This window comes from Streptomyces sp. NPDC056160 (assembly GCF_042268205.1).
In the GTDB taxonomy this organism is placed as follows: domain Bacteria; phylum Actinomycetota; class Actinomycetes; order Streptomycetales; family Streptomycetaceae; genus Streptomyces.
This window is the reverse complement of record NZ_JBHJUW010000058.1, coordinates 16,374-42,085: the sequence shown is the minus strand read 5'-3', so window position 1 is coordinate 42,085 and position 25,712 is coordinate 16,374. Positions and strand designations below refer to the sequence as shown.

Genomic DNA, 25,712 nt, shown 5'->3' with positions numbered 1-25,712 from the left:
GAAAGGACCCACCATGTCCATCGAGATCCGCAAGGTCACCGCGCGCATCGGCGCCCAGGTCACCGGCGCCGACCTGTCCCGGCCGCTCGGCGCAGAGACCGTCGCCGCGCTCCGGGAGGCGCTGAACGTCCACAAGGCGCTCGTCTTCGACGACGTGCGGCTGGACGACGCGGGCCAGGAGGCCTTCGCCCGCCACTTCGGCGACCTGACCACCGCCCACCCGACCGTGCCGGCCGTCGAGGGCGCCCCGAACGTGCTCCCCGTGGACAGCGAGCGGGGCCGCGCCAACCACTGGCACACCGATGTGACGTTCGTGCTGAACCCGCCGCAGGCCAGCACGCTGCGCAGCATCACCGTGCCGCCGTACGGGGGCGAGACACTGATCGCGAACGCCGCCGCGGCCTACCGGGACCTGCCCGAGCCGCTGCGGCGCCTGGCCGACACGCTGTGGGCCGAGCACACCAACGACTACGACTACGCGGTCCCGGACGAGGCGGTCGACGCGGACGAGGCGGACCGGCGCGCGCAGTTCACCTCGATCCGGTACCGCACCGCGCACCCGGTGGTCCGCGTCCACCCGCTGACCGGCGAGCGCGGGCTGTTCATCGGCGGGTTCGCGCAGCGGATCGTGGGGCTCTCGGTGCCGGAGTCCCGCAAGATCCTTGACCTGCTCCAGGCGTACGTCACCCGCCCGGAGAACGTGCTGCGCTGGCGCTGGTCGGAACACCAGCTGGTGCTGTTCGACAACCGGATCACGCAGCACTACGCCATCGACAACTACGACGGCCTGCCGCGGCGGCTGAACCGGGTGACGGTGGCCGGGGACGTCCCGGTCGGCGTCGAGGGCGAGGAGAGCCACTCCCTGGAGGGGGACGCCTCGCACTACTCCCCCCTCGCGCCGGTGCCCGTCGCCGCGTAGCGCACCGTGCACGCTGGGTAGGGTACGTGTCCGGATAGTGGGCAGCCGCTTCCCCGGAGCGGACGGGCTGCCCAGACTGTGGGCACTTTTGCCCCTCCTCCCCCCACTGGACGAGCGCGCCCCATGCCAAGCAGCAGCACCCGCACCGACGCCGCCGCCGGGTCGTCCCCGGCGGCGGACGCGGTCTCCCTGTCCCACGGCCTCAAGCAGCGCCACCTGTCGATGATCGCCCTCGGGGGTGTGATCGGCGCCGGGCTGTTCGTCGGGTCCGGCGCGGGCATCGCCGCCGCCGGACCCTCGATCGTCGTCGCCTACGCCCTCTCCGGCCTCCTCGTGATGCTGGTGATGCGGATGCTCGGCGAGATGTCGGCGGCCTATCCGTCCTCGGGCTCGTTCTCGGCGCATGCCGAGCGGGCGTTCGGGCCGTGGGCCGGATTCACCGCCGGCTGGTCGTTCTGGGTGCTGCTGTGCACGGCGGTCGGCCTGGAGGGCATGGGCGCCGCGAAGATCGTCACGGGCTGGCTGCCGGGCACGCCGCAGTGGATGTGGGTGGCGCTGTTCATGGTGGTGTTCTGCGGCAGCAACCTGGCCGCGGTGAAGAACTTCGGCGAGTTCGAGTTCTGGTTCGCGGCGCTGAAGGTCGGCGCGATCACCCTGTTCCTGGTGCTGGGCGTGCTGGCGATCGCCGGGGTCCTGCCCGGCACCGACTCCCCCGGCGCCTCGCACCTGGGCCACTTCCTCCCGCACGGCGGCCAGGGCCTGATCGTCGGCCTGCTCGCCTCGGTGTTCGCCTACGGCGGCCTGGAGACGGTCACCATCGCGGCGGCCGAGTCGGAGGACCCGGTGCGCGGCGTGGCGAGCGCGGTGCGCACGGCGATGTGGCGCATCGCGCTGTTCTACGTCGGTTCGATGGCGGTCATCGTCACGCTCGTCCCGTGGAACGCGGCCGAGGTCGTCGACAAGGGCCCCTACGTCGCCGCCCTGGACCACCTCGGCATCCCGGGCGCGGGTCAGCTGATGAACGTGGTGGTGCTGGTCGCGCTGCTGAGCGCGATGAACGCCAACGTCTACGGTTCCTCGCGCATCGCGTACTCGCTGGTGGAGCGCGGTCTGGGCCCGCGGGCGCTGGCCCGGGTGTCCGGGGGCGTCCCGCGGATCGCGGTGCTGGTGTCGAGCCTCTTCGGTTTCCTGTGCGTGCTGCTCAGCTACTGGCGGCCCGACGACGTCTTCCCGTGGCTGCTGAACATGATCGGCGCGGTGATCCTGGTCGTCTGGATCTTCATCGCCGCCTCGCAGCTGCGGCTGCGGCGCGCACTGGAGCGCGAGGCGCCGCAGAAGCTGGTGGTGCGCATGTGGGGGTTCCCGGTGCTGACCTGGGTGGCCCTGGCCGGCATGGCGGCGGTCTTCGTACTGATGGCGCGGGAGCCGGGCACGCGGGTGCAGCTGTACTCGACCGGCGGGATGACGCTGTTCCTGGCGGCGGTCGGATACCTCTGGCAGCGGTCGCGCGCCCGGAGCTGACACGGCGGATCCGGCCGCGGGCCGGGTTTCCCGCACGAGCGACAGAAGGCTCCCACGGGACACGTGGGGGCCTTCCTGTTGCTCACGCCCCGGCTGTTGTTGGTAGCTTGTAGTTGCAAGCCCTTTGCAATAACTGGTCGGAGGGGACACCTGTCATGCCCGTCTACACGCTCCCGGAGCTTCCGTACGACTACTCGGCGCTCGCGCCGGTCATCAGCCCCGAGATCATCGAGCTGCACCACGACAAGCACCACGCGGCCTACGTCAAGGGCGCCAACGACACCCTGGAGCAGCTCGCGGAGGCGCGGGACAAGGAGTCGTGGGGTTCGGTCAACGGCCTGGAGAAGAACCTGGCGTTCCACCTGTCCGGGCACATCCTGCACTCGATCTACTGGCAGAACATGACGGGTGAGGGCGGCGGCGAGCCGCTGGAGAAGGACGGGGTGGGCGAGCTGGCGGACGCGATCACCGAGTCCTTCGGCTCCTTCGCCGGTTTCAAGGCCCAGCTGTCCAAGGCGGCGGCCACCACCCAGGGCTCGGGCTGGGGCGTGCTCGCCTACGAGCCGCTCAGCGGACGACTGGTCGTCGAGCAGGTCTACGACCACCAGGGCAACGTCGGCCAGGGCTCCACCCCCGTCCTCGTCTTCGACGCCTGGGAGCACGCCTTCTACCTGCAGTACAAGAACCAGAAGGTCGACTTCATCGACGCCATGTGGCAGGTCGTCAACTGGCAGGACGTCGCCAGGCGCTACGCCGCCGCCAAGGAGCGCGCGAACGTGCTGCTGCTCGCGCCCTGACGCGCGCCCCGGATCGTCCCTCCTCGTGATCGTCTTCTCACCTTTCACGCGGGGGACGGAAAGAAGGAGACCCCCGCGAGGACAGGACTCGCGGGGGTCTTCCCGTACGTACCGGCGTCGGGGCGCGGCCGGGGGAACCTACAGGTTGCTGAAGTCCGGGCCCGCCGTCCGGGTCCGCTTGATCTCGTAGAAGCCGGGGACCGAGGCGACCGCGATGGTGCCGTCCCACAGGCGCAGCGCGTCCTCGCCCGTGGGGACCGGGGTGACGACCGGGCCGAAGAAGGCGATCTGCCGTCCGTCGGAGCCGGGCAGCGCGATGACGGGGGTGCCGACGTCCTGGCCGACCTTGTCGATGCCCTCCTTGTGGGAGGCGCGCAGCTCGGCGTCGAACTCGAAGTCCTCCTGGTCGGCGTAGTCGATCAGGTTGGCGGGCAGGCCGACCTCGGCCAGCGCGGCGGCGATCGCCTCGCGGGTGGGACCCTCGCCCTGGTTGTGGAAGCGGGTGCCGAGCGCGGTGTAGAGCGGGCCGAGGATGTCGTCGCCGTGCTTCTGCCAGGCCGCGGTCACCACCCGGATCGGCGCCCACGCCTTGGTGGTGAGCAGTTCGCGGTACTCCTCGGGCAGCTCGTCCAGCTTCGGCTCGTTGAGCACGGCCAGGCTCATGATGTGCCAGCGGACCTCGATGTCGCGCTGTTTCTGCACCTCCAGCACCCACCGGGAGGTCATCCAGGCCCACGGGCACAGCGGGTCGAACCAGAAGTCGACGGGGGTCTTGCCGGAGGGGGTCGCCGTGGTGGCGGTCTCGGACATGGCTCTCCTCGGTACGGACGTGCGCGACGGGACGGACGGGCCCCGGCGGGACCCTCGCCACGGGCAACATCGATCGTCGCGCAGGGCATTCCCTGATGTCGCGGATCAGGACCGCATGGCAGGATCGGTGCTGTCCGCATCCTGAACACATCCGAGGGAGTGCCGTCTGTGCCCGGTGAGAATCTGACCCGCGACGAGGCCCGGGAGCGGGCCGCCCTGCTGTCCGTCGACGGGTACGAGGTGTTCCTCGACGTGCGTTCGGCGGTCGGCGACGGGGAAGAGGCGGGGCCCCGCACGTTCCGGTCCGTCACCACGATCCGGTTCCGCTGCAACGAGCCCGGCGCGTCCAGCTTCGCGGACCTGGTCGCACCCGGCGTCACGGCCGTCTCCCTCAACGGCCGCGACCTCGACCCGAGCGAGGTCTTCGACGGCTCGCGGATCGCCCTGGAGGACCTGGCCGCCGACAACGAGCTGGTCGTCGACGCCCAGTGCGCCTACTCGCGCACCGGTGAGGGCCTGCACCGCTTCGTCGACCCGGAGGACGGCGAGGTCTACCTCTACACCCAGTACGAGCCGGCCGACTCGCGCCGCGTCTTCGCCAACTTCGAGCAGCCGGACCTCAAGGCCCCGTTCCGCTTCGAGGTGCGGGCGCCCGAGGAGTGGACGGTGTGGAGCAACGGGGTGGGCGAGCGCGAGGACCGCGTGTGGCGGTTCGCGGAGACGAAGCCGATCTCGACGTACATCACGTGCGTGGTGGCCGGGCCGTACCACTACGTGACCGACTCCTACGAGCGGGTGTTCGAGGACGGGACGCGGCTGGAGATCCCGCTGGGCGCGCTGTGCCGCAAGGGGCTCGCCAAGCACTTCGACGCCGACGACGTCTTCCTCGTCACCAAGCAGGGCCTGGACTTCTTCCACGACCACTTCGACTACCCGTACCCGTTCGGCAAGTACGACCAGGCCTTCGTGCCGGAGTACAACCTGGGCGCGATGGAGAACCCGGGTCTTGTCACCTTCCGCGAGGAGTACATCTTCCGCGGCAAGGTGACGCAGGCCTCCTACGAGGCGCGGGCCAACGTCATCCTGCACGAGATGGCGCACATGTGGTTCGGCGACCTGGTCACCATGGAGTGGTGGGACGACCTGTGGCTGAAGGAGTCCTTCGCGGACTTCATGGGGTCGTTCTCGCTGGTGGGGGCGACGCGCTTCACCGACGGCTGGATCACCTTCGCCAACCGCCGCAAGGCGTGGGCGTACCGCGCGGACCAGCTGCCCTCCACGCATCCGATCACGGCGGACATCCGCGATCTCCAGGACGCCAAGCTGAACTTCGACGGCATCACCTACGCCAAGGGCGCCTCCGTGCTCAAGCAACTGGTGGCGTACGTCGGCCGGGACGCGTTCCTGGAGGGCGCCCGCCGCTACTTCAAGCGGCACGCGTACGGCAACACGCGCCTCGGTGACCTGCTGGCGGTGCTGGAGGAGACCAGCGGCCGGGACATGACCGCCTGGTCGCGGTCCTGGCTGCAGACGGCCGGCGTCAACTCGCTCACCCCGCAGGTGGTGCTGGACGCCGAGGGCAGGATCGACGAGCTCGCGATCGTTCAGGAGGCCGCCGAGTCGCACCCCGAACTGCGCCCGCACCGGGTGGCGGTGGGCCTGTACCAGCGCTCGGAGGTCGGTGCGCTGGAGCGGTACGCGCGCGCCGAGGTGGACGTCGACGGCGCCCGTACGGTCGTGGCGGAGCTGGCCGGGCAGGACGCGCCGGAGCTGGTGCTCGTCAACGACGACGACCTGACCTACTGCAAGATCCGTTTCGACGAGACCTCGCTGGCCACGCTGCGCGAGCACCTGGGGGCGCTCACCGACCCGCTGGCCCGCGCGCTGTGCTGGTCGGCGCTGTGGAACCTGACCCGGGACGCGCTGCTGCCGGCCCGTGGCTTCATCGACCTGGTGCTGCGGTTCGCGGGGCGCGAGTCGGACATCGGCGTGCTCCAGATGCTGCACGCGTGGGCCGAGTCGTCGCTGGTGCACTACGTGGCGCCCGAGTGGCGCGAGACGGGCGCGCGGGCGCTGGCCGAGGGCGCGCTGGCCGAGCTGCGGCAGGCCGAGCCGGGCAGCGAGCACCAGCTGGCCTGGGCGCGCTTCTTCGCGTCGCTGGCGTCGGCCCCGGCCGACCTGGAACTGCTGAAGGGCCTGCGGGACGGCACGGAGGAGATCCCCGGCCTCGACGTGGACCAGGAGCTGCGCTGGGCGTTCCTGGAGCCGCTGGCCGCGCACGGGGTGGCGGACGAGAAGGCCCTCGCCGCCGAGCTGGCCCGGGACGACACCGCCTCCGGCAAGCGGCACCAGGTGCGCTGCCTGGCCGCCCGGCCCACCGCCGCCGTCAAGGAGCAGGCGTGGGCGCGGGTGGTGGAGTCGGACACCCTGTCGAACGCTCTGGTGGAGGCGACCATCGCGGGCTTCGTGCGGCCCTCGCAGCGGGAGCTGCTGGCGCCGTACGCGGAGAAGTACTTCGCGGTGATCGAGCGGGTGTGGCAGGAGCGGTCGATCCAGATCGGGATGGACGTGGTGCGCGGCCTGTTCCCCTCGCTGCGGGACTCGCGGGGGACGCTGGACGCGGCGGACGCGTGGCTCGCCGCGCACGAGCAGGCCGCGCCCGCGCTGCGCCGCCTCGTCCTGGAGGCGCGCGACGACCTGGCTCGCGCGCTGCGCGGGCAGGAGTGCGACGCGGCGGCCGGATCCGCCGGCTGAGCCGTCACCCGGACGGCCGCAGCTCTGGCCAAGGCTCAGGCGTGGAGTAACCGTTACAAAGTTCCCGTAACCCCTGGCCCGCCCCCGGGCGGACCAGGGGTTTTCGGCATCCGAACACCCGTCCTTTAGAGCGGGGTTGTCCCCATTTTTCGACGGGCGTGTAACAGCGGTTAGCGGGCGGCCCGGGGACGGGAACGTCCCGGGACATGAACCACGACACCCCGCTCTCCCCCCGCCCCCTGAGCCATCTGGCCGAGGCGCACCGCCGGGTCCTGACCACCGCCCAGTTGCGCGCCCACGGCGTGTCGGCGGCCGAGACGACCGAGCAGTGCCGGGCAGGCGGCCCCTGGCAGCAGTTCCTGCCGGGCGTCTTCCTGCTCCATCCGGGACCGCCGACCAGCGAGGAGCGGCTGCACGCCGTGCTCCTGTACGCGACGCGCGGGCAGGTGCCGCGTCCGGCGCCCGGGGTGCCGGCCCAGCCGACGGCCCAGGAGCCGCACCGCCCGGCCTGCCCGGACGTGATGATCACCGGGCTGGCCGCCCTCGCCCTGCACGGCTTCTCGGCCGCGCCGGCCCTGCTCGCACTGGAGAAGATCGACGTCCTGGTGCCGCGGCTGCGCCGGCTGCGCTCGACGGGCTGCGCGCGGGTGGTCCGGGCGTCCGAGCCGCCCGTCCCCGAGGTCGTCACGGGCGTCCCGGTCGCCCCGGTGCCGCGCGCCCTGGCGGACGCGGTGGCGCAGTTGCAGGAAGCGGTGACCGTGCAGCGGCTGCTGACGGAGGCGGTGCGCGGCGGGCACTGCGAACCGGCCGCCGTGGTCCGGGCCCTGACCGGTGCGAGGCTGCTGACCAGGCCGCACGTGGTGGACGCGCTGGACTCGCTGCTCGCCGAGGGCCGCTCGGTCGCCGAGGACCGGCTGTACCGGATGGTCGAGAGGAGCACGGCCTGCCCGACCCGGTGTGGAACGTGGACCTGCGCCTGCCGGGCGGCCCGCACCTGGGCGGCCTGGACGCGTACTGGCCCGACCAGGCGGTCGCCCTGGAACTGGACACCCGCGCCCCGCTCCAGGGCCGCCCGGACGAGGACACCCTCTGGTCGGAGTACGCCCGCAAGCGCGAGCACCTGGAGCGCCTGGGCATCACGGTCGTCCACATCACGCCCCGCAAGCTGCGCGACGCGATGGAGCAGCAGGCGACGGTGGTCCGCACGGCCCTGATGGCGGCGGCCGACCGCGAACCGGCCGCGTACGTGGTGGTGCTGCCCCGGTAGGCCGCCGGCCGGCCCGGGGCCGGCCCCCGCGAAGCGACCCGCCCCGAGCCGGTGAGCGGTCCCGGGGCAGTCTGCTGCCAGGGGGCCGCTCACCGGCCGGTGGGCCGCACCGGGCAGGGCGACTCACCGGCGGGTGGGCCGCACCGGGCAGGGCCGCTCACCGGCCGGTGGGGCGCTTCATCCTCCGCAGTACTCCGCCTTCAGCACCGCGTCGCTCTCGTCCGCCCAGTCCCCGTTGTAGTTGAAGGCCAGGGCGTGGCGGCCGTCGGCCGTGGTCGTCGCAGAGGAGGACGAGCCGTGGATGCCGCCGTCGTGTCCCCACACGTGTACGCCGCAGGAGAGGGTCCGCTCCATGAGGCCGAGGCCGTAGCCGGTCCCGGGCACCGTGGTCTTCATCTCCCGCAACTGCCGGGGCGGCAGCAGCCGGCCGCGCAGCAGGGCCGAGTAGAAGCGGGTCAGGTCGGCGGAGTCCGAGATCATCTCGCCCGCCGAGGAGGCGATGGAGGGGTTGAGTTCGGTGACGTCGTACGCCGGTCCCGCCGCAGCGCCCAGTCTGGAGTAGGAGCGGCTGCTGGGGTGCGGGACGGTGACCCGCGTGCCGGGCAGCGACGTGGCCGCGAGGTGCAGCGGCCGCAGGATGCGGTCGCGGATCTCGCGGGCGTAGGAGTGCCCGGTGGCGCGCTCGATCACCAGGCCGGCCAGGACGTAGTTGGTGTTGGAGTAGTTCCAGGAGGTGCCGGGGGCGAAGTCCGGCTCGTGGGACAGGGCGATGCGCACGAGGTCCTCGGGCCGCACCGTCTCGTAGCGGTGCCGGAAGAAGCCGTCCTTGTCGAAGTAGGCGCGGCCGAAGGCCTTGTCGGACGTGTAGTTGTAGACGCCGCTGGTGTGGTTGAGCAGTTGCCGCAGGGTGATCGTGCGGCCGTCGTTGCCGTGGCCGCGCACCAGGCCGGGCAGCCAGTGGTCCACGGTGTCGTCCAGCGACAGCCGTCCCTCCGCCTCCAGTTGGAGCAGCACCGTGGCCGTGAAGGTCTTGGTGATGCTGCCCACCCGGTAGCGGTCGTGCGTCCCGCGCGGCGCGCCGGTGCGCAGGTCGCCCACGCCCTCGCCGGCGCTCCAGGTGTCCGCGCCCTCCCGTGCGGTCGCCGTCGCTCCGGGCACTCCGTCCGCCACGGCCGCCCCAAGGGCCGCGCGGGTCGCCCCGTGGCCGCCGGGACCGTCCGGGACGGCGGCCTGCGCCGTCGCGGGTCCCGCCAGTGCCACCGCCAGGACCAGGGCCGTCGCGCCCACCAGGCGCGCTCGTACCGACATCGTCTTCCCCTCTCAGCCGTCCGACCGGTTCGCCCACAAGAACCGGCGACCGGCCCGGACGGTTGCCGTGCGGTCACCCGGTTGAGTGACAACCGGCCATTGGGCGACCAGGCCCTGCCGCGTCGCGGGGCGGACGGGAATCCGACGACATGGCCCTGAGGCGGGTCCGGGGGGTGATCCACCTGGATCGGACCCCCTCTGCGGGCTACCGGCCTGCGGTGGGAGTCTCGGCGAATCGCTTCTTGTACGCCTTGACGAAATGGCTGCTGTCGGCGAAGTGCCAGCGTGCGGCGATTTCGGCCACGGTGAGGCGTGTCGAGAGCAGCTCTGCCCTGGCGCGTTCGAGTCGGCGTTCGCGCACGTATCCCATGACCGAGGACACGGCCCCTTGACCGAACGCGCGGTAGAGGGTGCGGACGGACACGTTCAGGGCCGCCGCGATCCCCCCGGGGTCGAGGTCGGGGTCGGCGAGCAGCCGGGCCTCTATGTGGTCCATCGCCGCCCTCAGGAGCGCAGGTGCGAACTCCGCGTCGTCGATGACCTGCTCGTTCATCAGTCCTCTGAACAGCTCCAGGGTCGCGTTGCGGGCGGCCCCGGCCGCGGCAGCACCGAGTCCGTCGGCCAGTTCGGCCCAGAGCCGGAGGTGGGCGAGCAGGAGGGCCGCGGCAGGTGACGCCTGCTCCGCGGTGACCGCCCGCGTGTTCTTCGGGAAGCGGATCTCGCTCGCGGGCAGGACCAGGGTGATCGCCCGAGTGCCCCGGGCGACCTCGAAGTCCCAGAGGTCCTCGTTCCTTCGCACGCACAGCATTCCGGCCGCCGCCGTGGCTCGCTGACCTCGCGTGGCGAAGCGCCACTCACCGCTGAGCGTCACACTTGTCACGATCCGGTCCTCGAGATGCCCGTCCGGCCCCCCGGTGCCCCCCGCGACCGCGTCGCTGTACTGGTCCTCCAGGAAGAGATCGAGCAGGTTCTGCTTCCAGATGCGAGCGCGGTACGTCCCTTCGCTGTGCCGCGGCAGCCGCATGGGCGGAGCCGGCACCGACTCGCCCCCCTGGCGCCGCCACTCCCTGAGCAGCACACAGTTCCGGTTCTCGCTCGCATACGGCACGGTGACGTCGACCACGGGTGCGGAAGGGTTCCCGATACGCCAAGGAGGCACGCTGACTCCGGTGCTCATCTGGACCAAGCTACTCCTCCCCCTGGTCACCGCCCCGGCCAGGTTCACCGTGCGGCCCTGGGTGGCAAGGAAGTACAACGCACGGGGCCGACTGGTACAAGCCGCCGGCGTCCGGGCCCTGTGATCCTGGTCGGGCGCCTCCTCGCCTCCCCGGCACGAGCGGATTCTCTCCCGGGACGAGCAGGTATCGCCGGACCTCCGGGGTCCTGGCTCCGACCGCCTGGGCGCCGGTCCGTCTGTCCAGGTCTGTTTCACTCACCAACTGGAGTATTCGTGTCCGAATCCGCGGTGACTCTCTTCGAGAGTCTGGTTGGCGCTGAGCCGCCGCACGACGTACCCGTGCTGTTCGACACGGCGTGCGTGATGGGCGGGAGCATAGCGGGGCTCCTCGCGGCACGGGTGCTCTCCGACCGCGCGCGCAAGGTCGTCATCGTCGAGCCCGACGACACGTCGGCGGAGTCCGGGTCGCGCTCCGGGGTGCCCCAGGACCAGCAGGTGCACACACTGCTGCCGGCCGGCCGGCTGTGGATCGAGCGGTGGCTTCCCGGTGTTTCGCAGGAGGCGCAGGACCGGGGCGCGTCGCTCGTCGGACCCGACAAGCAGTTCGTCGGCTACGACGACGTCCGGCAGGCGCCGGACGGCGTGGACCACCTGTTCCTCGCGGTCGGGCGTCCTCTGCTGGAGACCCTCGTCCGGGCCCGGGTCACCGCGCTGCCCAATGTCTCGGTCCTGCGGGCGCGGGCGACCGGTTTGCGATACGGCGACGGCGCCGTCGTCGGCGTGCGCTTCGCCGGGTCCGGGAACGGAGATCAGGCAGAGCGGGCGGAGGGGTACCTCGCGGCGGATTTCGTCGTGGACGCGATGGGACGCTCCAGCAGGCTGTCGAACTGGCTCAGGCAGGACGGTTACGACCAGCCCCGGCTCGAACGGCTGGAATCCTCGGTCAACTACGCGACCGCGCTGTTCGAGCGCCCGGTGAAGTTCCCGGAGCTGGAAGTGGCGACCGTACTGCAACTGTTCACCCCGCGGTACCCGTCGGACGGAGTGTCCGTCGCGGCGGCGACCGCGATCGAAGAGCAGCAGTGGCTCGTCATGCTGATGGGCTACGGCGACAACCGGCCCGGCAGGACGACCGACGAGTTCCGCGCGCGCTGTGCCGCACTGCCCGGGATCTTCAGCGACATCACCAGTGGCGGTGTCACCCGTGAGGTGGTGACGTACCACCAGGCGGACAGCAGGCGCCGGCACTTCACCGAAGCAGGCCACCTGCCGGCGCGCCTGGTCAGCATGGGGGACGCCGTGGCCTCGTTCAACCCGGTCTACGGCCAGGGCATGAGTTCCGCCGCTCTGCACGCCTCCTGCTTGGCCTCCTACCTCGGCAGCGGTGCCGACCTCGACGAAGCGGCCACGGAGTTCTTCCGTCTGCAGCAGGTGGTCGTCGACGCGGCCTGGGCCGTGTCCGCGGGGGGTGACGCCGCCCGCATCGACGCCGAGAACGGTACCGAGGTGCCGGAGGAGGTGCGGCGACAGCGCCGGGCCATGGAGCAGATCGTCGGCGCCGCCCTCGTCGACGCCGATGTGTCGCGGGCCTTCAACAACGTCTCCTACATGCTGCGTCACCCCGGCACGCTGTTCGATCCAGAGCTCCTGGAAAAGGCGGCGGCCGCCACCGAAGGAGTTGCCGCGAAATGACGGACACCACGATCGACCGGTACATCGGCCTGTCGGACCGGGCGGTGCACGACGATTCGGCGCTCGATGAACTGCTGACTCTGTTCGCCCCCGACGCGATCGTCCGACTCGGTCCGGAACCAGTCCGTGGCAGTGCGGCCATCGCTGCCTTCTACCGTGCCCACTTCGCGACCTTCGCCGACTCCCGGCACTACTGGAACACGACGGTGCTGGAAGACGGCACGCTGCGGGCCGAGTGGGCGGCCGCGGCCCGCATGGCGGACGGCCGACTCATGACAGTGGCTGGGGTAGAGCACGCTAAGCTCGACGGCAACGTCATCGCCGACCTGCGCAATGAGTTCACCCGTCTTCCCGGTTAAGACGTCGTCTCAGTCGGTGAGTCGGGCTCCTCAAAGGCTCACCGAAGATCGAACCTGAACAACCAGCAGGCAATCCGAACGCTCCGATCACCAGCGCGTCGACGGGACGACCCTGCGCGCAGGGGGCAGCGGCTGCGGACTCCGCCGACTTCTCGCTGTCGCCATGGGCGGAGTCCGCGCGGTTCGTCGGAACCTCCATGACCAGCAGGTTCCGGTGGCGACGGCAAGGTGCGGCGGGCGTGACAAGGGAGAGGTGCAAACACGTGAGTGCCAAAGGCGTCATCGACGAGACCGGAACGGGACGCGGCGGCCCCGAAGAGCCGTCGGTTCCCGCGCCGGACAGGACCGTGGGGGGTGTCTCGGGGGAGCGGCTGGTGCTGTTCACCGACGCGGTGACGGCGATCTCCATCACCCTGCTGATCCTGCCGCTGGTGGACCTCGTCCCCGAGGCCGCGTCCGCGCACGAGCACGCCAGTGAGGTGATCACCGGTCACCTCGACCAGGTCTGGAGCTTCCTGCTCAGCTTCGCGGTCGTCGCGAACATCTGGCGGGAGCACCACCGGGCCTTCTCGACGCTCATCAAGGCCACCCGCTCCCTGACGGTGTGGAACATGGGGTGGCTGCTGTCGGTCGTCGTGATCCCGCTCCCGACGGAGATGATCGGCGCCTTCGGCCGCGACCGGTTCGTGGCGGCGTTCTACTACGCGGTGCTCCTGGCCGGCATGGTGTGCCGACTGGCCATGTTGAAGATCCTCAAGGGCAACCCGGCCATGGTCGAGGGGGATGGCGAAGAGACCCGCCGGAGGATCGCGCACCTGTACACCGACAGTTACATCAACGTCATCGCCGTGGTCGTCGCGTTCGCCATCGCCCTCGCCGTACCGGTGCTGCAGTACTGGAGCCTTCTGCTGCTGATCCTGCCTGGGCGGGTGCGATTCGCGGGCCGGCGCAGCTCGCGCTGACCACTGGGACGGCCGGTGCCCGGGGACCCGTCCGGGCCCTGGGGGCACCTGCCCCGCGGCTCGGGGATCGACGGGCGTGGGCGAGCCGGAACGCGGTTCAGCCGCCGGCGGCCAGGGCCCGCAGTCGGTCCAGCGTCTCGCGAATGACCTCTTGCAAGTCTTGGTCCTCCGCAGCGGTGACCCATCGCGAGAAGGCGACGCGGAACACCGCGATGCCGGTCTCGGCGGCCAGGCCGGCCTCGATGTCGCCGATGCCCCGCTGTCGCAACCTGTCGGCCAGGGCGGCCGACAGGGAGGTGAGCTTGATCAACTCGCGCTCACGGAGATCGGCGGTGGCCATGATCACGGCCTGCCGCTTCCGGGCCAGCTCACGGTCGCCGCCCACGGTCCGGGCCACGGTTTCGAGTACGGCCGCGACAGCATCCAGCGCCGACGTCGTGGTCGGCAACTCCTCTAGAGCAGCCAGCGACTTCTCTTCCAGGACGGAGGAACCGTCGAAAAGGACCTCGCGCTTGTCGGCGAAGTACCGGAAGAACGTGCGAGCGGTGACGCCCGCCCGCTCGGCGATGTCCGCCACCATCGTCTGCTCGAAGCCGCGCTCCAGATAGAGCGACAGCGCGGCCTCGCGCAGTCGGTCACCGGCCCCAGGCTTCCACCGTCCCATGCCGAGAGTGTAGGTGATGACACCTCGTGACACCCCGCTCCTCCCGCCGTGATGTCACTCAATGACATCGCCGTGGTAGAGTCATGTCAGCTGATGACATCACTCGTGGAGGCACCGATGAAGCGCATCCAGTACCACCAGTACGGCGGACCCGAAGTCATGCGGCTGGAGGAGTTCGAGCCGACTCGTCCTGGTTCCGGCGAGGTTCTGGTCCGCGTGCGGGCGGCCGCGGCCAATCCGATGGACTGGGGCATCCGCAGCGGCGCCATGAAGATGGTGACCGGGCGGAAGTTCCCGCGCGCACTGGGCTACGACTTCGCGGGCGTCATCGAGGCGGTCGGCGAGGGCGTCACTCGGCTCGCCGTCGGCGACGAAGTGCTCGGCGGGGCGTCGATCAAGGCATCGGGAGCTTTCGCCGAGATGGTCCTGGCCGCGGAGAGAGGGGTTGTGAAGAAGCCCGCGGAACTCTCCTTCGAGGAGGCCGCGGCCATCCCGACCGTCGGCCTCACCGCACTCCAAGCCGTGGTCAAGAAGGGCAGGCTGCAACCCGGGCAATCGGTCTTCGTCAACGGCTGCCTCGGTGGAGTCGGCCGAGCCGGCGCCCAGATCGCGCTGGCGCACGGCGCCTCGGTGGGAGGCAGCTGCCGCGCCACCGCCACGCAGGACGCGCGCGACCTCGGCCTCGACCCGATCGTCGAATTCGACTTCGACCCGACGGCGCTCAGCGGCCGGTTCGACCTCGTCGTCGACACTGCCGGCACGCTCCGGGCCGACGCGGCGAAGAAGATGCTGAAGCCAGGCGGACGCGTCGTCAGCATCCACCCCACCCCGGCGAACCTCGCGAAGAGCGCACTGCCGGGCCCGTACAACGTCCTGATCACCAGGCCCGTCACGGAGGACCTCGGGGAGGTCGCGCGCGCCGCTGGACGCGGCACACTGCGGGTGCCGATCGCCCGCACGGTGCCACTCGCGGAGGCGATCGCGGCACTGACAGAGCTCGAACGCCACGGCACGCCCAAGGGCGGCAAGCTCGTCATCACGACCGGATGACCGCAGGGGCATCGGTCACATCCCCGTGCCCGGCCGACCGTTCACGGCCGCCGGCTCCTGGTCGACCGTCTCCGGGCCGGGCGTCCCGACGCCCACATCGCTGACAAGACGGGCACCTCGCGGGCCACGGCCCACAAGTGGGTCCGGCACCGGCGAGCCGAGGGCGATGCGGGCCTGTGCGACCGCACGAGCCGGCCCCGAGCCACTCCACACGGCACACCCGCCGACGTGGAGGAACGGATCCGCGCAACCACGCGAGCGGATCTCCCGCACATCCAAGTGGTCGTTGCCGCACACCCCTGCGCCTCACAGCCCGGACCGCTCGGCGATCCCCCTCCACCGCCTACGGCTTCGGCTGCCATGTCCCCGGACACGACCTACGCCCCGGCGGCCGCGTCCGGAGTCACGCGCCCCGCGGCGGGCCGCTCCCGCCACAGCCGCAGTCCCACGTCGACCAGGCCGACCCGCTGGAGTTCCGGCACCGCGTCCAGGTCGTGCCAGGCGGCCATGTCCGTCGAACCGCCGGTCTCGTGGCGCAGGTCGCCGCCGGTGACCTGCGCCTCGTAGACGATGCGCAGCCCGTGGAAGTCGGCGTGGCTGCCCAACGGCCTCGGGTAGGTGCGCCGGATGGAGTCGACGCCGAGCAGGGCGACCGGCTCGACGGCGTAGCCGGTCTCCTCCTCGGCCTCGCGGACCACGGTGTCGTAGGGGTCCTCGCCGTGCTCCATACCGCCGCCGGGCAGCGTCCACCGGCGTGCGCCGTCCCGCGCGACCCAGCGGGCCAGCAGCATCCGTCCGTCCCGCACACACACGGCGTAGGCCGCCACCCGCAACTCCTCACGCATGGGGAGACGTTACGGCAGCGCGGGGGCGGCCGGGGGCGCTTCGGGCGCGCGCGGGGGCGGCGGCCGTGCCTCCGCGGACCGCCAAGAGGAGGTACGCGGACGGGCATGCGGCCGGCCGACGGCGGGCACCCTTCGAACGCGGGCCGCCACCAAGCGCGTTCACCCGTCTGTGACATGCGCCGATTGGTGGGGGTTCTGGGGCATGTGCGCCCCGTGACGCATGGCGGGATCACGCCATGCGTCCATCCCGCGTCGGTCAACACTCCCCAAACATTGTCCTCTTGAGTAAAGCTGAGCGATCGTCCGACTCCGAAATCCGGACGACTGCGATCACTTCCGGTCGCGCCCCGCCTGGTTCTCCACCGACAAGGGATGCCGATGACCTCTGATTCCCCCCGCGCCCCGGGCGCGAGACGCCTGGCCCGCATCGCCGCGGCCACCGGCGTGGTGGCCGCGCTCTGCGCGGCCGGACCGCTGCCCCTGGCCGCCGCCCAGGACGGCCCCGCCCCCGCCGACGTGTCCGTCAGGTCGGCGAGCGCCAAACTCGGCGCCGACGACGCCGACCTGCTCGCCGCGGCCAAGGCCGACGGCGCCAAGAACGTCACGATGATGATCGCGACCGCACCGGGCCGGACCGAGCAGGTCGCCCGGCAGCTGGACGCGGTCAGGGGCGGCTCGGTCGGCCGCACCCACGACAAGCTCGGCTACGTGCGGGCCACCGTGCCGACCGCCGCGGCCGACTCGGTGATCGCCGCGGCCGAGAAGCTGTCCACGGTGCACGCCATCGACCTGCGCCAGGAGATACCGCTCGACGACCCGGCCCCGGACGCGGGCACCGCCAAGGGCGCGCAGGGCAAGGGCGGCAAGGGCGACAGCGCCTCCTACCCCGCGCCCGGCAAGAACACGCCCGCCGCGAACCCGTACAACCCGTCCTTCGAGACGGGCGCCGTCGACTTCGTGCGCGGCGACGCGAAGGCGGACGGCCGGGGCGTCACCATCGGCATCCTCGACTCCGGCGTGGACCTCGGCCACCCGGCCCTGCAGCGCACCACCACCGGCGAGCGCAAGATCGTCGACTGGGTGACCGCGACCGACCCGATCATCGACGGCGACGCCACCTGGCGCCCGATGGTGAACGCGGTCTCCGGGCCCGCCTTCAGCTACGGCGGCCAGAGCTGGAAGGCCCCGGCGGGCTCGTACCAGATCAGCACCTTCAAGGAGTCCGCGACCGCGGGCGGCGACGCCAAGGGCGACGCGAACCGCGACGGCGACACCACCGACTCCTGGGGCCTGCTGTACGACCCGGCGGCCGGCACGGTCCGCGTCGACCTGAACAACAACAACGACTTCACCGACGACACGCCGATGAAGCCGTACAAGGACGGCTTCCAGGTCGGGTACTTCGGCACCGACGACCCGAAGACGGACGTCGTCGAGCGGCAGCCCTTCGTCGTGCAGATCCGCAAGGACGTGCCGATGGACCCCTACGGCGGGTCCTGGACCGGCAAGAAGGCCGACTTCGTCAACATCGGCGTCATCGAGTCCGAGCACGGCACGCACGTCGCCGGCATCACCGCCGCCAACGGCCTGTTCGGCGGGAAGATGAACGGCGCGGCCCCGGGCGCCAAGATCGTCTCCTCGCGTGCCTGCACCTGGAGCGGCGGCTGCACCAACGTGGCGCTCACCGAGGGCATGATCGACCTCGTCGCCGACCGCGGCGTCGACATCGTCAACATGTCCATCGGCGGCCTGCCGGCCCTCAACGACGGCAACAACGCGCGCGCCGAGCTGTACACCCGCCTGATCGACACCTACGGCGTCCAGCTCGTCATCTCCGCGGGCAACTCCGGCCCCGGCGCCAACACCATCGGCGATCCCGGCCTGGCCGACAAGGTCATCTCGGTCGGCGCCGGCATCTCCAAGGAGACCTGGGCCGCGAACTACGGCTCCGGTGTGCGGGCCCGGTACGCGATGATGCCGTTCTCCTCGCGCGGCCCGCGTGAGGACGGCGGCTTCACGCCCACGCTGGTCGCGCCCGGCGCGGCGATCAACACCACCCAGACCTGGCTGCCGGGTTCCCCGGTCGCCGAGGCGGGCTACTCCCTGCCGGCCGGCTACTCGATGCTCCAGGGCACCTCGATGGCCTCCCCGCAGGCCACCGGCGCCTCCGCCCTGCTGCTGAGCGCCGCCAAGCAGCGGCACATCGACCTCGCCCCGGCGAAGCTGCGCACCGCGCTCACCTCGACCGCCCACCACATCCCGGGCGCCCAGGCCTACGAGGAGGGCGCCGGCCGCATCGACGTCGTGGACGCCTGGAAGGCGATCCGCCGCGGTACCGACGCCCACGAGTACACGGTCCGGGCCCCGGTCGACACCGCGATCGACTACGCGCTGAAGACCCCCGGCTACGGCACCGGCCTCTACGACCGCGAGGGCGGTCTGAAGGCCGGCCAGAAGAAGACCTACGACGTCACCGTCACGCGCACCTCCGGTCCTGACCGGGCGGTGTGGCACACGCTGCGCATCGCGAACAACCCCGAGCACACCTTCCGGATCGTCGGCTCGCCCCTCGTACGGCTGCCGCTGAACGAGCCGGTGACCGTCAAGGTGCAGGCCGCTCCCCGTTCGGCGGGGCTGAAGAGCGCGATCCTGGAGGTCGACGACCCCTTCACCCCCGGCGTCGACCGGCAGATCCTCACCACCGTCGTGGTCGCGGACCCGGTCCGGTACACCTACTCCGACACGTCCTCGGTGGAGCGCAACAGCACGCGCTCCTACTTCCTGACCGTGCCCGAGGGAGCGAAGTCGCTGGAGGTGGCGATCGGCGGGCTGAAGGACAAGAGCCAGACCCGCTTCATCGCCATCCACCCCTACGGCGTCCCGGTCGACAACACCTCGACCCCGTACTGCTACAACAACTACCTCGACGGCAACGGCTGCAAGCCCGACGTCCGCTCCTACGCCGACCCGCAGCCGGGCGTGTGGGAGGTCGAGGTCGAGGCGCGCCGCACCTCGCCGCTGCTCGACAACCCGTACCGGCTGGACGTCTCCGTGCTGGGCGCGGCCTTCGACCCGCAGACCGTGACCGTGCCCGAGGCGAAGGCCGGCACGCCGGTCGCCGCCTCCTGGAAGGTCACGAACACCCACGCCGCCCTGGACGGCCGGCTGACCGGCGGCCCCCTCGGCTCCGCCAAGTCGGACCGGCCCACCGTGAAGGGCGGGGAGAAGCAGACCACGACCGTGACCGTCCCCGAGGGCGCCCAGTCGCTCGACGTCGCCATCGGAGGGGTCTCCGACAAGTCCGCCGACCTGGACCTGGTCGTCTACGACGCGAGCGGCAAGGAGGTCGCGAAGTCCGCGGACGGCGACTCCGAGGAATCGGTGTCGATCGCGTCGCCGGCCGCCGGCACGTACACCGTGGAGGTCGCCGCGTACTCGGTGCCGTCCGGTTCGACGGCCTACGACTACCGGGACGTGTTCTTCTCCGCCGCGCTCGGCACGGTGGCGGTGGACGCGTCGGCCCCGGTGAAACTGGGCACGGGCGCCTCGGCGACGGTGACCGGCCAGGTCACCGCCGCGGCCCAGGCACCGCAGGGCCGTGAGTTCTTCGGGCAGGTGCAGCTGGTGAACGCGCGGGGCACCGTCGCGGGCACCGGCAGCGTGAAGATCGGCAAGGTCCTGCCGTAACCGGCGGCACCGGCCGCAGGCTGCCGTAGCCGGCGGCACCGGTCACAGGGCGGGCGTCCGTGCGTGCGGGCGCCCGCCCTTCGCCGTCCCCGCCCTTCGTTGCCCTTCCCCGCCCGTCCCCGTCCTTCGCCGTCCTTCGCCGTCCCAGGCCCTCCCGGGCCGTGCGGGTGTGCGGCGCGTCGGCGCCCGTGCCGTTGCGTATGTCACATCGTCGTATACGACCGGGGCGGCCGGGCAGGCACGGATCAGCACAGCTTGCGGTCCGTGCCCCAGGACGGGCGAATTTCTGCAGCTCACCCGGGGTGCGCACCGCAGAACCGCAACCGCGCGGCGGCCGGACCCGTCCCTTTCGGCGGGACGTTCCCCGGCGCGCGGCGCAAAGAACTGGACACCTGGGCCGGGGTCGGCCGCATGATGGAAAGGCCGCGGCCGGGCGACACGCACGGCACACGCACGTACAGCAGACGCCAAGGGAGACACCGTGAGGGTCGGAATCGTCGGAGCCACCGGTCAGGTCGGCACGGTCATGCGCAGGATCCTCACGGAACGCGACTTCCCCGTCACCGCACTGCGCCTGTTCGCCTCGGCCCGCTCGGCCGGGACGGTCCTGGACGGCGTGACGGTGGAGGACGCGGCGACGGCCGACTACACCGGCCTGGACATCGTGCTGTTCTCGGCGGGCGGCGCGACCTCGAAGGCGCTGGCCGAAAAGGTCGCCTCGCAGGGCGCCGTGGTGATCGACAACTCCTCGGCCTGGCGCCGCGACCCGGACGTGCCGCTGGTGGTGTCCGAGGTGAACCCGCACGCGATCCTCGACCGCCCCAAGGGCATCATCGCCAACCCGAACTGCACGACGATGGCCGCCATGCCGGTCCTCAAGCCGCTGCACGCGGAGGCGGGCCTCGAAGCACTGGTCGTCGCCACCTACCAGGCGGTGTCCGGCTCCGGTCTCGCGGGCGTCGCCGAGCTGCACGGCCAGACCCAGAAGGTCGTCGCGGACGCCGACCGGCTCACCCACGACGGCGCGGCCGTGGACTTCCCCGAGCCGGCCGTCTACAAGCGCCCCATCGCCTTCAACGTGCTCCCCTTCGCCGGCAACCTCGTCGACGACGGCCTGAACGAGACCGACGAGGAGCACAAGCTCCGCAACGAGTCCCGCAAGATCCTGGAGATCCCCGGGCTGAAGGTCTCCGGCACCTGCGTGCGCGTCCCGGTCTTCTCCGGGCACTCCCTCCAGATCAACGCCCGTTTCGCGCGTCCGCTCGGCGTGGAGCGCGCCACGGAGCTGCTGGCCGCCGCCCCGGGCGTCGTCCTCTCCGACATCCCGACCCCCCTCCAGGCCGCCGGGCAGGACCCGTCCTACGTCGGCCGTATCCGCCGCGACGAGACGGCGGACAACGGCCTGGCCCTGTTCGTCTCCAACGACAACCTGCGCAAGGGCGCGGCCCTGAACGCGGTGCAGATCGCGGAGCTGGTGGCGGCCGAGCTGAAGGGCTGACCGCCCGCCGGCCGCCGCTCCTCGTCCCGGCGGTCAGGGCCTGCGCACCTCGTGTCAGGGCCTGCGCACCTCGTAGAGGAAGCAGCCGTACTCGACGGCCCGGACGTGGACCAGTGCCACGGCCGGGTCGTCGAACGCTTCCGCGAGGGCGGCGTCGAAGTGCGCGGCGCCCGCCTCCACCAGCCGCCCGCCCAGGATGTGCCCGTCGGCGGAGTAGCGCCGCACCACGCGGTGGGCGTTGGTGAAGGCGAGGCCCGCGCCCTCCGGTCCCGCGCCCTCCGGTCCCGCGTCCTCCGGTCCTGCGCACTCCCGCGCGTGGACGAAGACGGGCCCCTGCTCGTCGTACGCCCCGGGCGCGGCGCCCGTCTCGGCCGCCCAGCGCCGCAGCGGCGCGTAGGAGACCAGCGCGATCAGCTCGCCGGGCTCACTCCTGCGCAGGCAGCAGCGCAGCGGCGCGCCGCCCTCCTCGTCGGTGAACGGCTCCGCCGGGCGTCCGGCGTCGTCCCGCTCCCGCAGGTCCGCCAGCACGGCGGGGTCGATGGCGCGGGCGCCGCGGCCCGTCTTCTCTCGCGTTTCCTCCGCTGTCGTCATGGCTCAAGGCTCGCGTGTTCGAACGCCGTCCACCGGCGGAAATCGGTCGTCGCGTCGGGCGCGGGTCGCATGGAAGGATGACGCAATCCACACATCACGAGGAGATGACCGCGTGCCTGGCACAAACCTGACTCGCGAAGAGGCGCAGCAGCGGGCGAAGCTGCTCACCGTTGACTCGTACGAGATCGATCTCGACCTCTCCGGCGCTCAGGGTGGGGGTACCTCCCGCTCGGACGAAGCCGAGAGCGGCGGAGGCACCTACCGGTCCGTGACCACGGTGCGCTTCGACGTCGCCGAGGACGGCGCCGATTCCTTCATCGACCTGATCGCCCCGGCCGTGCACGAGGTGACCCTCAACGGCGACGCGCTGGAGCCGGCGGAGGTCTTCGCGGACTCCCGGATCGCACTCCCCGGCCTGCTCAAGGGCCGCAACGTCCTGCGCGTCGTCGCCGACTGCGCCTACACCAACACCGGCGAGGGCCTGCACCGCTTCGTCGACCCGGTCGACGACCAGGTCTACCTGTACACGCAGTTCGAGGTGCCGGACGCCCGCCGGGTCTTCGCCTCCTTCGAGCAGCCGGACCTGAAGGCCACCTTCCAGTTCACCGTGAAGGCGCCCGAGGGCTGGACCGTCGTGTCCAACTCGCCCACCCCCGAGCCCCAGGACGACGTCTGGGTGTTCGAGCCGACGCCGCGCATCTCGACGTACATCACCGCGCTGATCGTCGGCCCGTACCACGCCGTGCACAGCGTGTACGAGAAGGACGGGCAGTCGGTGCCGCTCGGCATCTACTGCCGGCCCTCGCTCGCCGAGTTCCTCGACGCGGACGCGATCTTCGAGGTCACCCGGCAGGGCTTCGACTGGTTCCAGGAGAAGTTCGACTACGCCTACCCGTTCGCCAAGTACGACCAGCTGTTCGTGCCGGAGTTCAACGCGGGCGCGATGGAGAACGCGGGCGCGGTGACCATCCGCGACCAGTACGTCTTCCGGTCCAAGGTGACCGACGCGGCGTACGAGGTGCGCGCGGAGACGATCCTGCACGAGCTGGCCCACATGTGGTTCGGCGACCTGGTCACCATGGAGTGGTGGAACGACCTGTGGCTGAACGAGTCGTTCGCCACCTACACCTCCATCGCCTGCCAGGCGCACGCCCCCGGCTCGCGCTGGCCGCACTCGTGGACGACCTTCGCCAACTCCATGAAGACGTGGGCCTACCGGCAGGACCAGCTGCCCTCCACCCACCCGATCATGGCGGAGATCAACGACCTGGACGACGTCCTCGTCAACTTCGACGGCATCACCTACGCCAAGGGCGCCAGCGTCCTCAAGCAGCTGGTGGCCTACGTCGGCATGGACGAGTTCTTCCGGGGCGTGCAGGCGTACTTCAAGCGGCACGCCTTCGGCAACACGCGCCTGTCCGACCTGCTCGGCGCGCTGGAGGAGACCTCCGGGCGCGATCTGAAGACGTGGTCGAAGAAGTGGCTGGAGACGGCCGGCATCAACGTCCTGCGGCCCGAGATCGAGACGGACGCCGAGGGTGTCATCACTTCCTTCGCGGTCCGCCAGGAGGCCCCCGCCCTCCCGGCGGGCGCCAAGGGCGAGCCCGTGCTGCGCCCGCACCGCATCGCGATCGGCCTGTACGACCTCGACGAGGCGAGCGGCAAGCTGGTGCGCGCCGAGGACGGCCGGATCGAGCTGGACGTGGACGGCGAGCTGACCGCCGTACCGCAGCTGGCCGGCCGGCGCCGCCCGGCGGTCGTCCTGCTCAACGACGACGACCTCTCCTACGCCAAGGTCCGCCTGGACGAGCAGTCGCTGGCGTTCGTCACCGAGCACCTGGGCGACTTCGCGTCCTCGCTGCCGCGCGCCCTGTGCTGGGCGTCGGCCTGGGACATGACCCGCGACGGCGAACTGGCCACCCGCGACTACCTGTCGCTGGTCCTGTCCGGGATCGGCAAGGAGTCCGACATCGGCGTGGTGCAGTCGCTGCACCGCCAGGTGAAGCTCGCCGTCGACCTGTACGCCGACCCGTCCGCCCGCGACGCCCTGCTCACCCGGTGGACCGACGCCACGCTGGCGCACCTGCGCGCCGCCGAGGCCGGCAGCGACCACCAGCTGGCGTGGGCGCGCGCCTTCGCGGCGACGGCCCGCACCCCCGAGCAGCTCGACCTGCTGAACGCCCTGCTGGAGGGCACGCAGACGATCGAGGGCCTGGCCGTCGACACGGAGCTGCGCTGGGCGTTCGTGCAGCGGCTCGCGGCGGTGGGCCGGTTCGACGAGGCGGAGATCGCCGGCGAGTACGAGCGGGACAAGACCGCCGCCGGTGAGCGGCACGCGGCCACCGCCCGCGCGGCCCGGCCGACCGAGGAGGCCAAGGCGGAGGCCTGGGCGTCGGTCGTCGACTCCGACAAGCTCCCGAACGCCGTCCAGGAGGCGGTCATCGCGGGCTTCGTCCAGACCGACCAGCGCGAGCTGCTGGCGCCGTACACCGAGCGGTACTTCGAGGTGCTCAAGGACACCTGGGACTCCCGCTCCCACGAGATGGCCCAGCAGATCGCGGTCGGCCTGTACCCGGCGGTCCAGGTCACCGAGGACACGCTGCGCCGTACCGACGAGTGGCTGGCCTCCGCCGCCCCGGGCGCGGCCCTGCGCCGGCTGGTCTCCGAGTCGCGGGCGGGCGTCGAACGCTCCCTGAAGGCCCAGGCGGCGGACGCGGCGGCGAAGTAGCGCCGGCGCGACAGGAGCGGTATCGCGGTACGGCTTCTCGGGGGGCGCCTGGTTCCGGCTGGGCGCCCCCTTGGTCGTACGGGTGTGGTCAGGTGGGCCGCTCCTGGCCGAACAGGCCGGGCAGGTTGGACGGGTTGGACGGGTTGGACAGGTCTGACACGTCGGGTGAGTGGGACAGGTCGGCGGCCACCGTGCGCAGGGCCGCCAGGACCCTCTTCGGCGCGGGCGCGTCCCGTGCTCCCTTGCGTACGGCCGCGACCACGTGCCGGTGCGGGCGGTCCGCGCCCAGGGCACGCATCACCACGCCGTCCCGGCGCACGGCCGCCATGCGCGGCACGAGCGCCACGCCCATGCCCGCCTCCACCATCGCCAGGATCGCCGTCCACCCGGCCGCCGAGTGCCCCTGGTACGGGCTGAACCCGGCCGCCTCGCACGCCGTACGCGTGATGTCCGACCAGGGGCCGCTGCCGCCGAAGATCCACGGCTCCGCCGCGAGGTCGGCGAGGCGCACCTCCCGCGCCGGGGCCAGCCGGTGGCCCGGCGGGAGGGCGAGGTCGAGCGGGTCGGCGAGCAGCGGCACCCGGGTGAAGCGCGGGTCCACCGCGGTCGGCGCGTGCGCGGCCAGCGACAGCGCGAGGTCCACCTCGCCGGCGGCCAGCAGGTCGTACGCCTCGCCCGCCTCCGTCTCCCGCACCCGCACGGTCACCCCCGGATGCGTCACGCGCAGCGCCCGCGCGGCCGGTACGACCAGGGCGGGCACGGCGGTCGAGAAGGCCCCGACGCGCACCTCGCCGGCCTCGCCGCGCGCGTACGCCGACAGCTCGGCGTCCGCCCGCTCCAACTGTTCGAAGACCGCCTCCGCGTGACGGAGCACGAGCCGGGCCGCGTCCGTGAGCCGCACCCGCCGCCCCTGCGCCTCCAGCAGCGGGACCCCGAGCTGTGCGGCGAGGTTGGTCAGCTGCTGGGAGACGGCGGACGGGGTCATGTGCAGTGCCTCGGCCGTCGCGGTCACGGTCCCCCGCTCCCCCAGCGTCCGCAGGATGCGCAGCTTCCGGATCTCCCACTCGGCCATGGCGGCAACCT

The 25,712-nt window shown here is 71.7% G+C and carries 18 protein-coding genes and 2 pseudogenes; 13 read left to right on the top strand and 7 right to left on the bottom strand.

The features are described 5' to 3' along the window. Positions 1-13 precede the first annotated feature (13 nt). From ACFC02_RS22215 to ACFC02_RS22205, 3 genes are all read left to right on the top strand, one after another. Positions 14-919, top strand: a complete 906-nt coding sequence (locus tag ACFC02_RS22215) for a TauD/TfdA dioxygenase family protein (protein WP_376359889.1) — start codon at positions 14-16, stop codon at positions 917-919. 123 nt (positions 920-1,042) lie between these two features. Next, on the top strand, positions 1,043-2,440 hold the full coding sequence (locus ACFC02_RS22210) for an amino acid permease (RefSeq protein WP_376359886.1): 1,398 nt from the start codon (positions 1,043-1,045) through the stop codon (positions 2,438-2,440). Positions 2,441-2,595: 155 nt separating this feature from the next. Then, a complete protein-coding gene (locus tag ACFC02_RS22205; RefSeq protein WP_360980894.1) occupies positions 2,596-3,237 on the top strand; it encodes a superoxide dismutase in 642 nt (213 codons plus the stop codon). A 138-nt stretch (positions 3,238-3,375) separates the two neighbouring features. Here ACFC02_RS22205 and ACFC02_RS22200 read toward each other — a convergent pair whose 3' ends face one another. Next, a complete protein-coding gene (locus tag ACFC02_RS22200; protein WP_376359883.1) occupies positions 3,376-4,047 on the bottom strand; it encodes a DsbA family protein in 672 nt (223 codons plus the stop codon). Positions 4,048-4,215: 168 nt separating this feature from the next. Here ACFC02_RS22200 and pepN (ACFC02_RS22195) point away from each other — a divergent pair, with 168 nt between their 5' ends. Beyond that, positions 4,216-6,801 carry an aminopeptidase N gene (pepN, locus tag ACFC02_RS22195; RefSeq protein WP_376359879.1) on the top strand — a complete coding sequence of 862 codons (2,586 nt, stop codon included), beginning with the start codon at positions 4,216-4,218 and terminating at the stop codon, positions 6,799-6,801. Between the two features lie 206 nt (positions 6,802-7,007). After that, a pseudogene (locus ACFC02_RS22190) lies at positions 7,008-8,068 on the top strand (hypothetical protein). Positions 8,069-8,245: 177 nt separating this feature from the next. On the opposite strand, the gene ACFC02_RS22185 reads toward ACFC02_RS22190, so the two are convergent. Continuing rightward, positions 8,246-9,376 carry a serine hydrolase domain-containing protein gene (locus ACFC02_RS22185; protein WP_376359876.1) on the bottom strand — a complete coding sequence of 377 codons (1,131 nt, stop codon included), beginning with the start codon at positions 9,374-9,376 and terminating at the stop codon, positions 8,246-8,248. Positions 9,377-9,581: 205 nt separating this feature from the next. Next, a complete protein-coding gene (locus ACFC02_RS22180; protein WP_376359873.1) occupies positions 9,582-10,553 on the bottom strand; it encodes a helix-turn-helix domain-containing protein in 972 nt (323 codons plus the stop codon). A 273-nt stretch (positions 10,554-10,826) separates the two neighbouring features. Here ACFC02_RS22180 and ACFC02_RS22175 point away from each other — a divergent pair, with 273 nt between their 5' ends. From ACFC02_RS22175 to ACFC02_RS22165, 3 genes are all read left to right on the top strand, one after another. Continuing rightward, positions 10,827-12,245 (top strand): FAD-dependent oxidoreductase, encoded by a 1,419-nt coding sequence (locus ACFC02_RS22175; RefSeq protein ID WP_376359870.1) that lies wholly within the window; start codon positions 10,827-10,829, stop codon positions 12,243-12,245. Continuing rightward, positions 12,242-12,604, top strand: a complete 363-nt coding sequence (locus tag ACFC02_RS22170; RefSeq protein ID WP_376359867.1) for a nuclear transport factor 2 family protein — start codon at positions 12,242-12,244, stop codon at positions 12,602-12,604. The genes ACFC02_RS22175 and ACFC02_RS22170 overlap by 4 nt, the downstream gene beginning before the upstream one ends. A 263-nt stretch (positions 12,605-12,867) precedes the next feature. Further along, a complete protein-coding gene (locus ACFC02_RS22165) occupies positions 12,868-13,566 on the top strand; it encodes a TMEM175 family protein (protein ID WP_376359864.1) in 699 nt (232 codons plus the stop codon). Between the two features lie 97 nt (positions 13,567-13,663). On the opposite strand, the gene ACFC02_RS22160 is transcribed toward ACFC02_RS22165, so the two are convergent. Further along, a complete protein-coding gene (locus ACFC02_RS22160; RefSeq protein WP_376359861.1) occupies positions 13,664-14,230 on the bottom strand; it encodes a TetR family transcriptional regulator in 567 nt (188 codons plus the stop codon). 117 nt (positions 14,231-14,347) lie between these two features. Here ACFC02_RS22160 and ACFC02_RS22155 point away from each other — a divergent pair, with 117 nt between their 5' ends. Both ACFC02_RS22155 and ACFC02_RS22150 read left to right on the top strand, forming a co-directional pair. Further along, entirely contained in the window at positions 14,348-15,280 is a 933-nt protein-coding gene (locus tag ACFC02_RS22155) for an NADP-dependent oxidoreductase (RefSeq protein WP_376359858.1), read from the top strand. Positions 15,281-15,298: 18 nt separating this feature from the next. Continuing rightward, positions 15,299-15,523, top strand: a pseudogene (locus ACFC02_RS22150) (leucine zipper domain-containing protein); the annotation flags it as partial. Between the two features lie 134 nt (positions 15,524-15,657). On the opposite strand, the gene ACFC02_RS22145 reads toward ACFC02_RS22150, so the two are convergent. Continuing rightward, the gene (locus ACFC02_RS22145; protein ID WP_376359855.1) at positions 15,658-16,125 is read right to left on the bottom strand and encodes an NUDIX hydrolase; all 468 of its coding nucleotides are present in this window, start codon (positions 16,123-16,125) and stop codon (positions 15,658-15,660) included. A 378-nt stretch (positions 16,126-16,503) separates the two neighbouring features. Here ACFC02_RS22145 and ACFC02_RS22140 point away from each other — a divergent pair, with 378 nt between their 5' ends. Both ACFC02_RS22140 and ACFC02_RS22135 read left to right on the top strand, forming a co-directional pair. Next, the gene (locus ACFC02_RS22140; RefSeq protein ID WP_376359852.1) at positions 16,504-19,812 is read left to right on the top strand and encodes a S8 family serine peptidase; all 3,309 of its coding nucleotides are present in this window, start codon (positions 16,504-16,506) and stop codon (positions 19,810-19,812) included. Positions 19,813-20,293: 481 nt separating this feature from the next. After that, a complete protein-coding gene (locus ACFC02_RS22135) occupies positions 20,294-21,310 on the top strand; it encodes an aspartate-semialdehyde dehydrogenase (protein WP_376359849.1) in 1,017 nt (338 codons plus the stop codon). A gap of 54 nt (positions 21,311-21,364) precedes the next feature. Here the strand turns inward: ACFC02_RS22135 and ACFC02_RS22130 are convergent, their stop codons facing one another. Continuing rightward, positions 21,365-21,901, bottom strand: a complete 537-nt coding sequence (locus ACFC02_RS22130; RefSeq protein WP_376359846.1) for a DUF1203 domain-containing protein — start codon at positions 21,899-21,901, stop codon at positions 21,365-21,367. 112 nt (positions 21,902-22,013) lie between these two features. On the opposite strand from ACFC02_RS22130, the gene pepN (ACFC02_RS22125) reads away from it, so the two are divergent. Continuing rightward, positions 22,014-24,629 carry an aminopeptidase N gene (gene pepN, locus ACFC02_RS22125; protein ID WP_376359843.1) on the top strand — a complete coding sequence of 872 codons (2,616 nt, stop codon included), beginning with the start codon at positions 22,014-22,016 and terminating at the stop codon, positions 24,627-24,629. A gap of 88 nt (positions 24,630-24,717) precedes the next feature. On the opposite strand, the gene ACFC02_RS22120 is transcribed toward pepN (ACFC02_RS22125), so the two are convergent. Further along, complete coding sequence (locus ACFC02_RS22120; protein WP_376359840.1) at positions 24,718-25,701, bottom strand: LysR family transcriptional regulator; 984 nt, start codon at positions 25,699-25,701, stop codon at positions 24,718-24,720. Between the last annotated feature and the right edge of the window lie 11 nt (positions 25,702-25,712).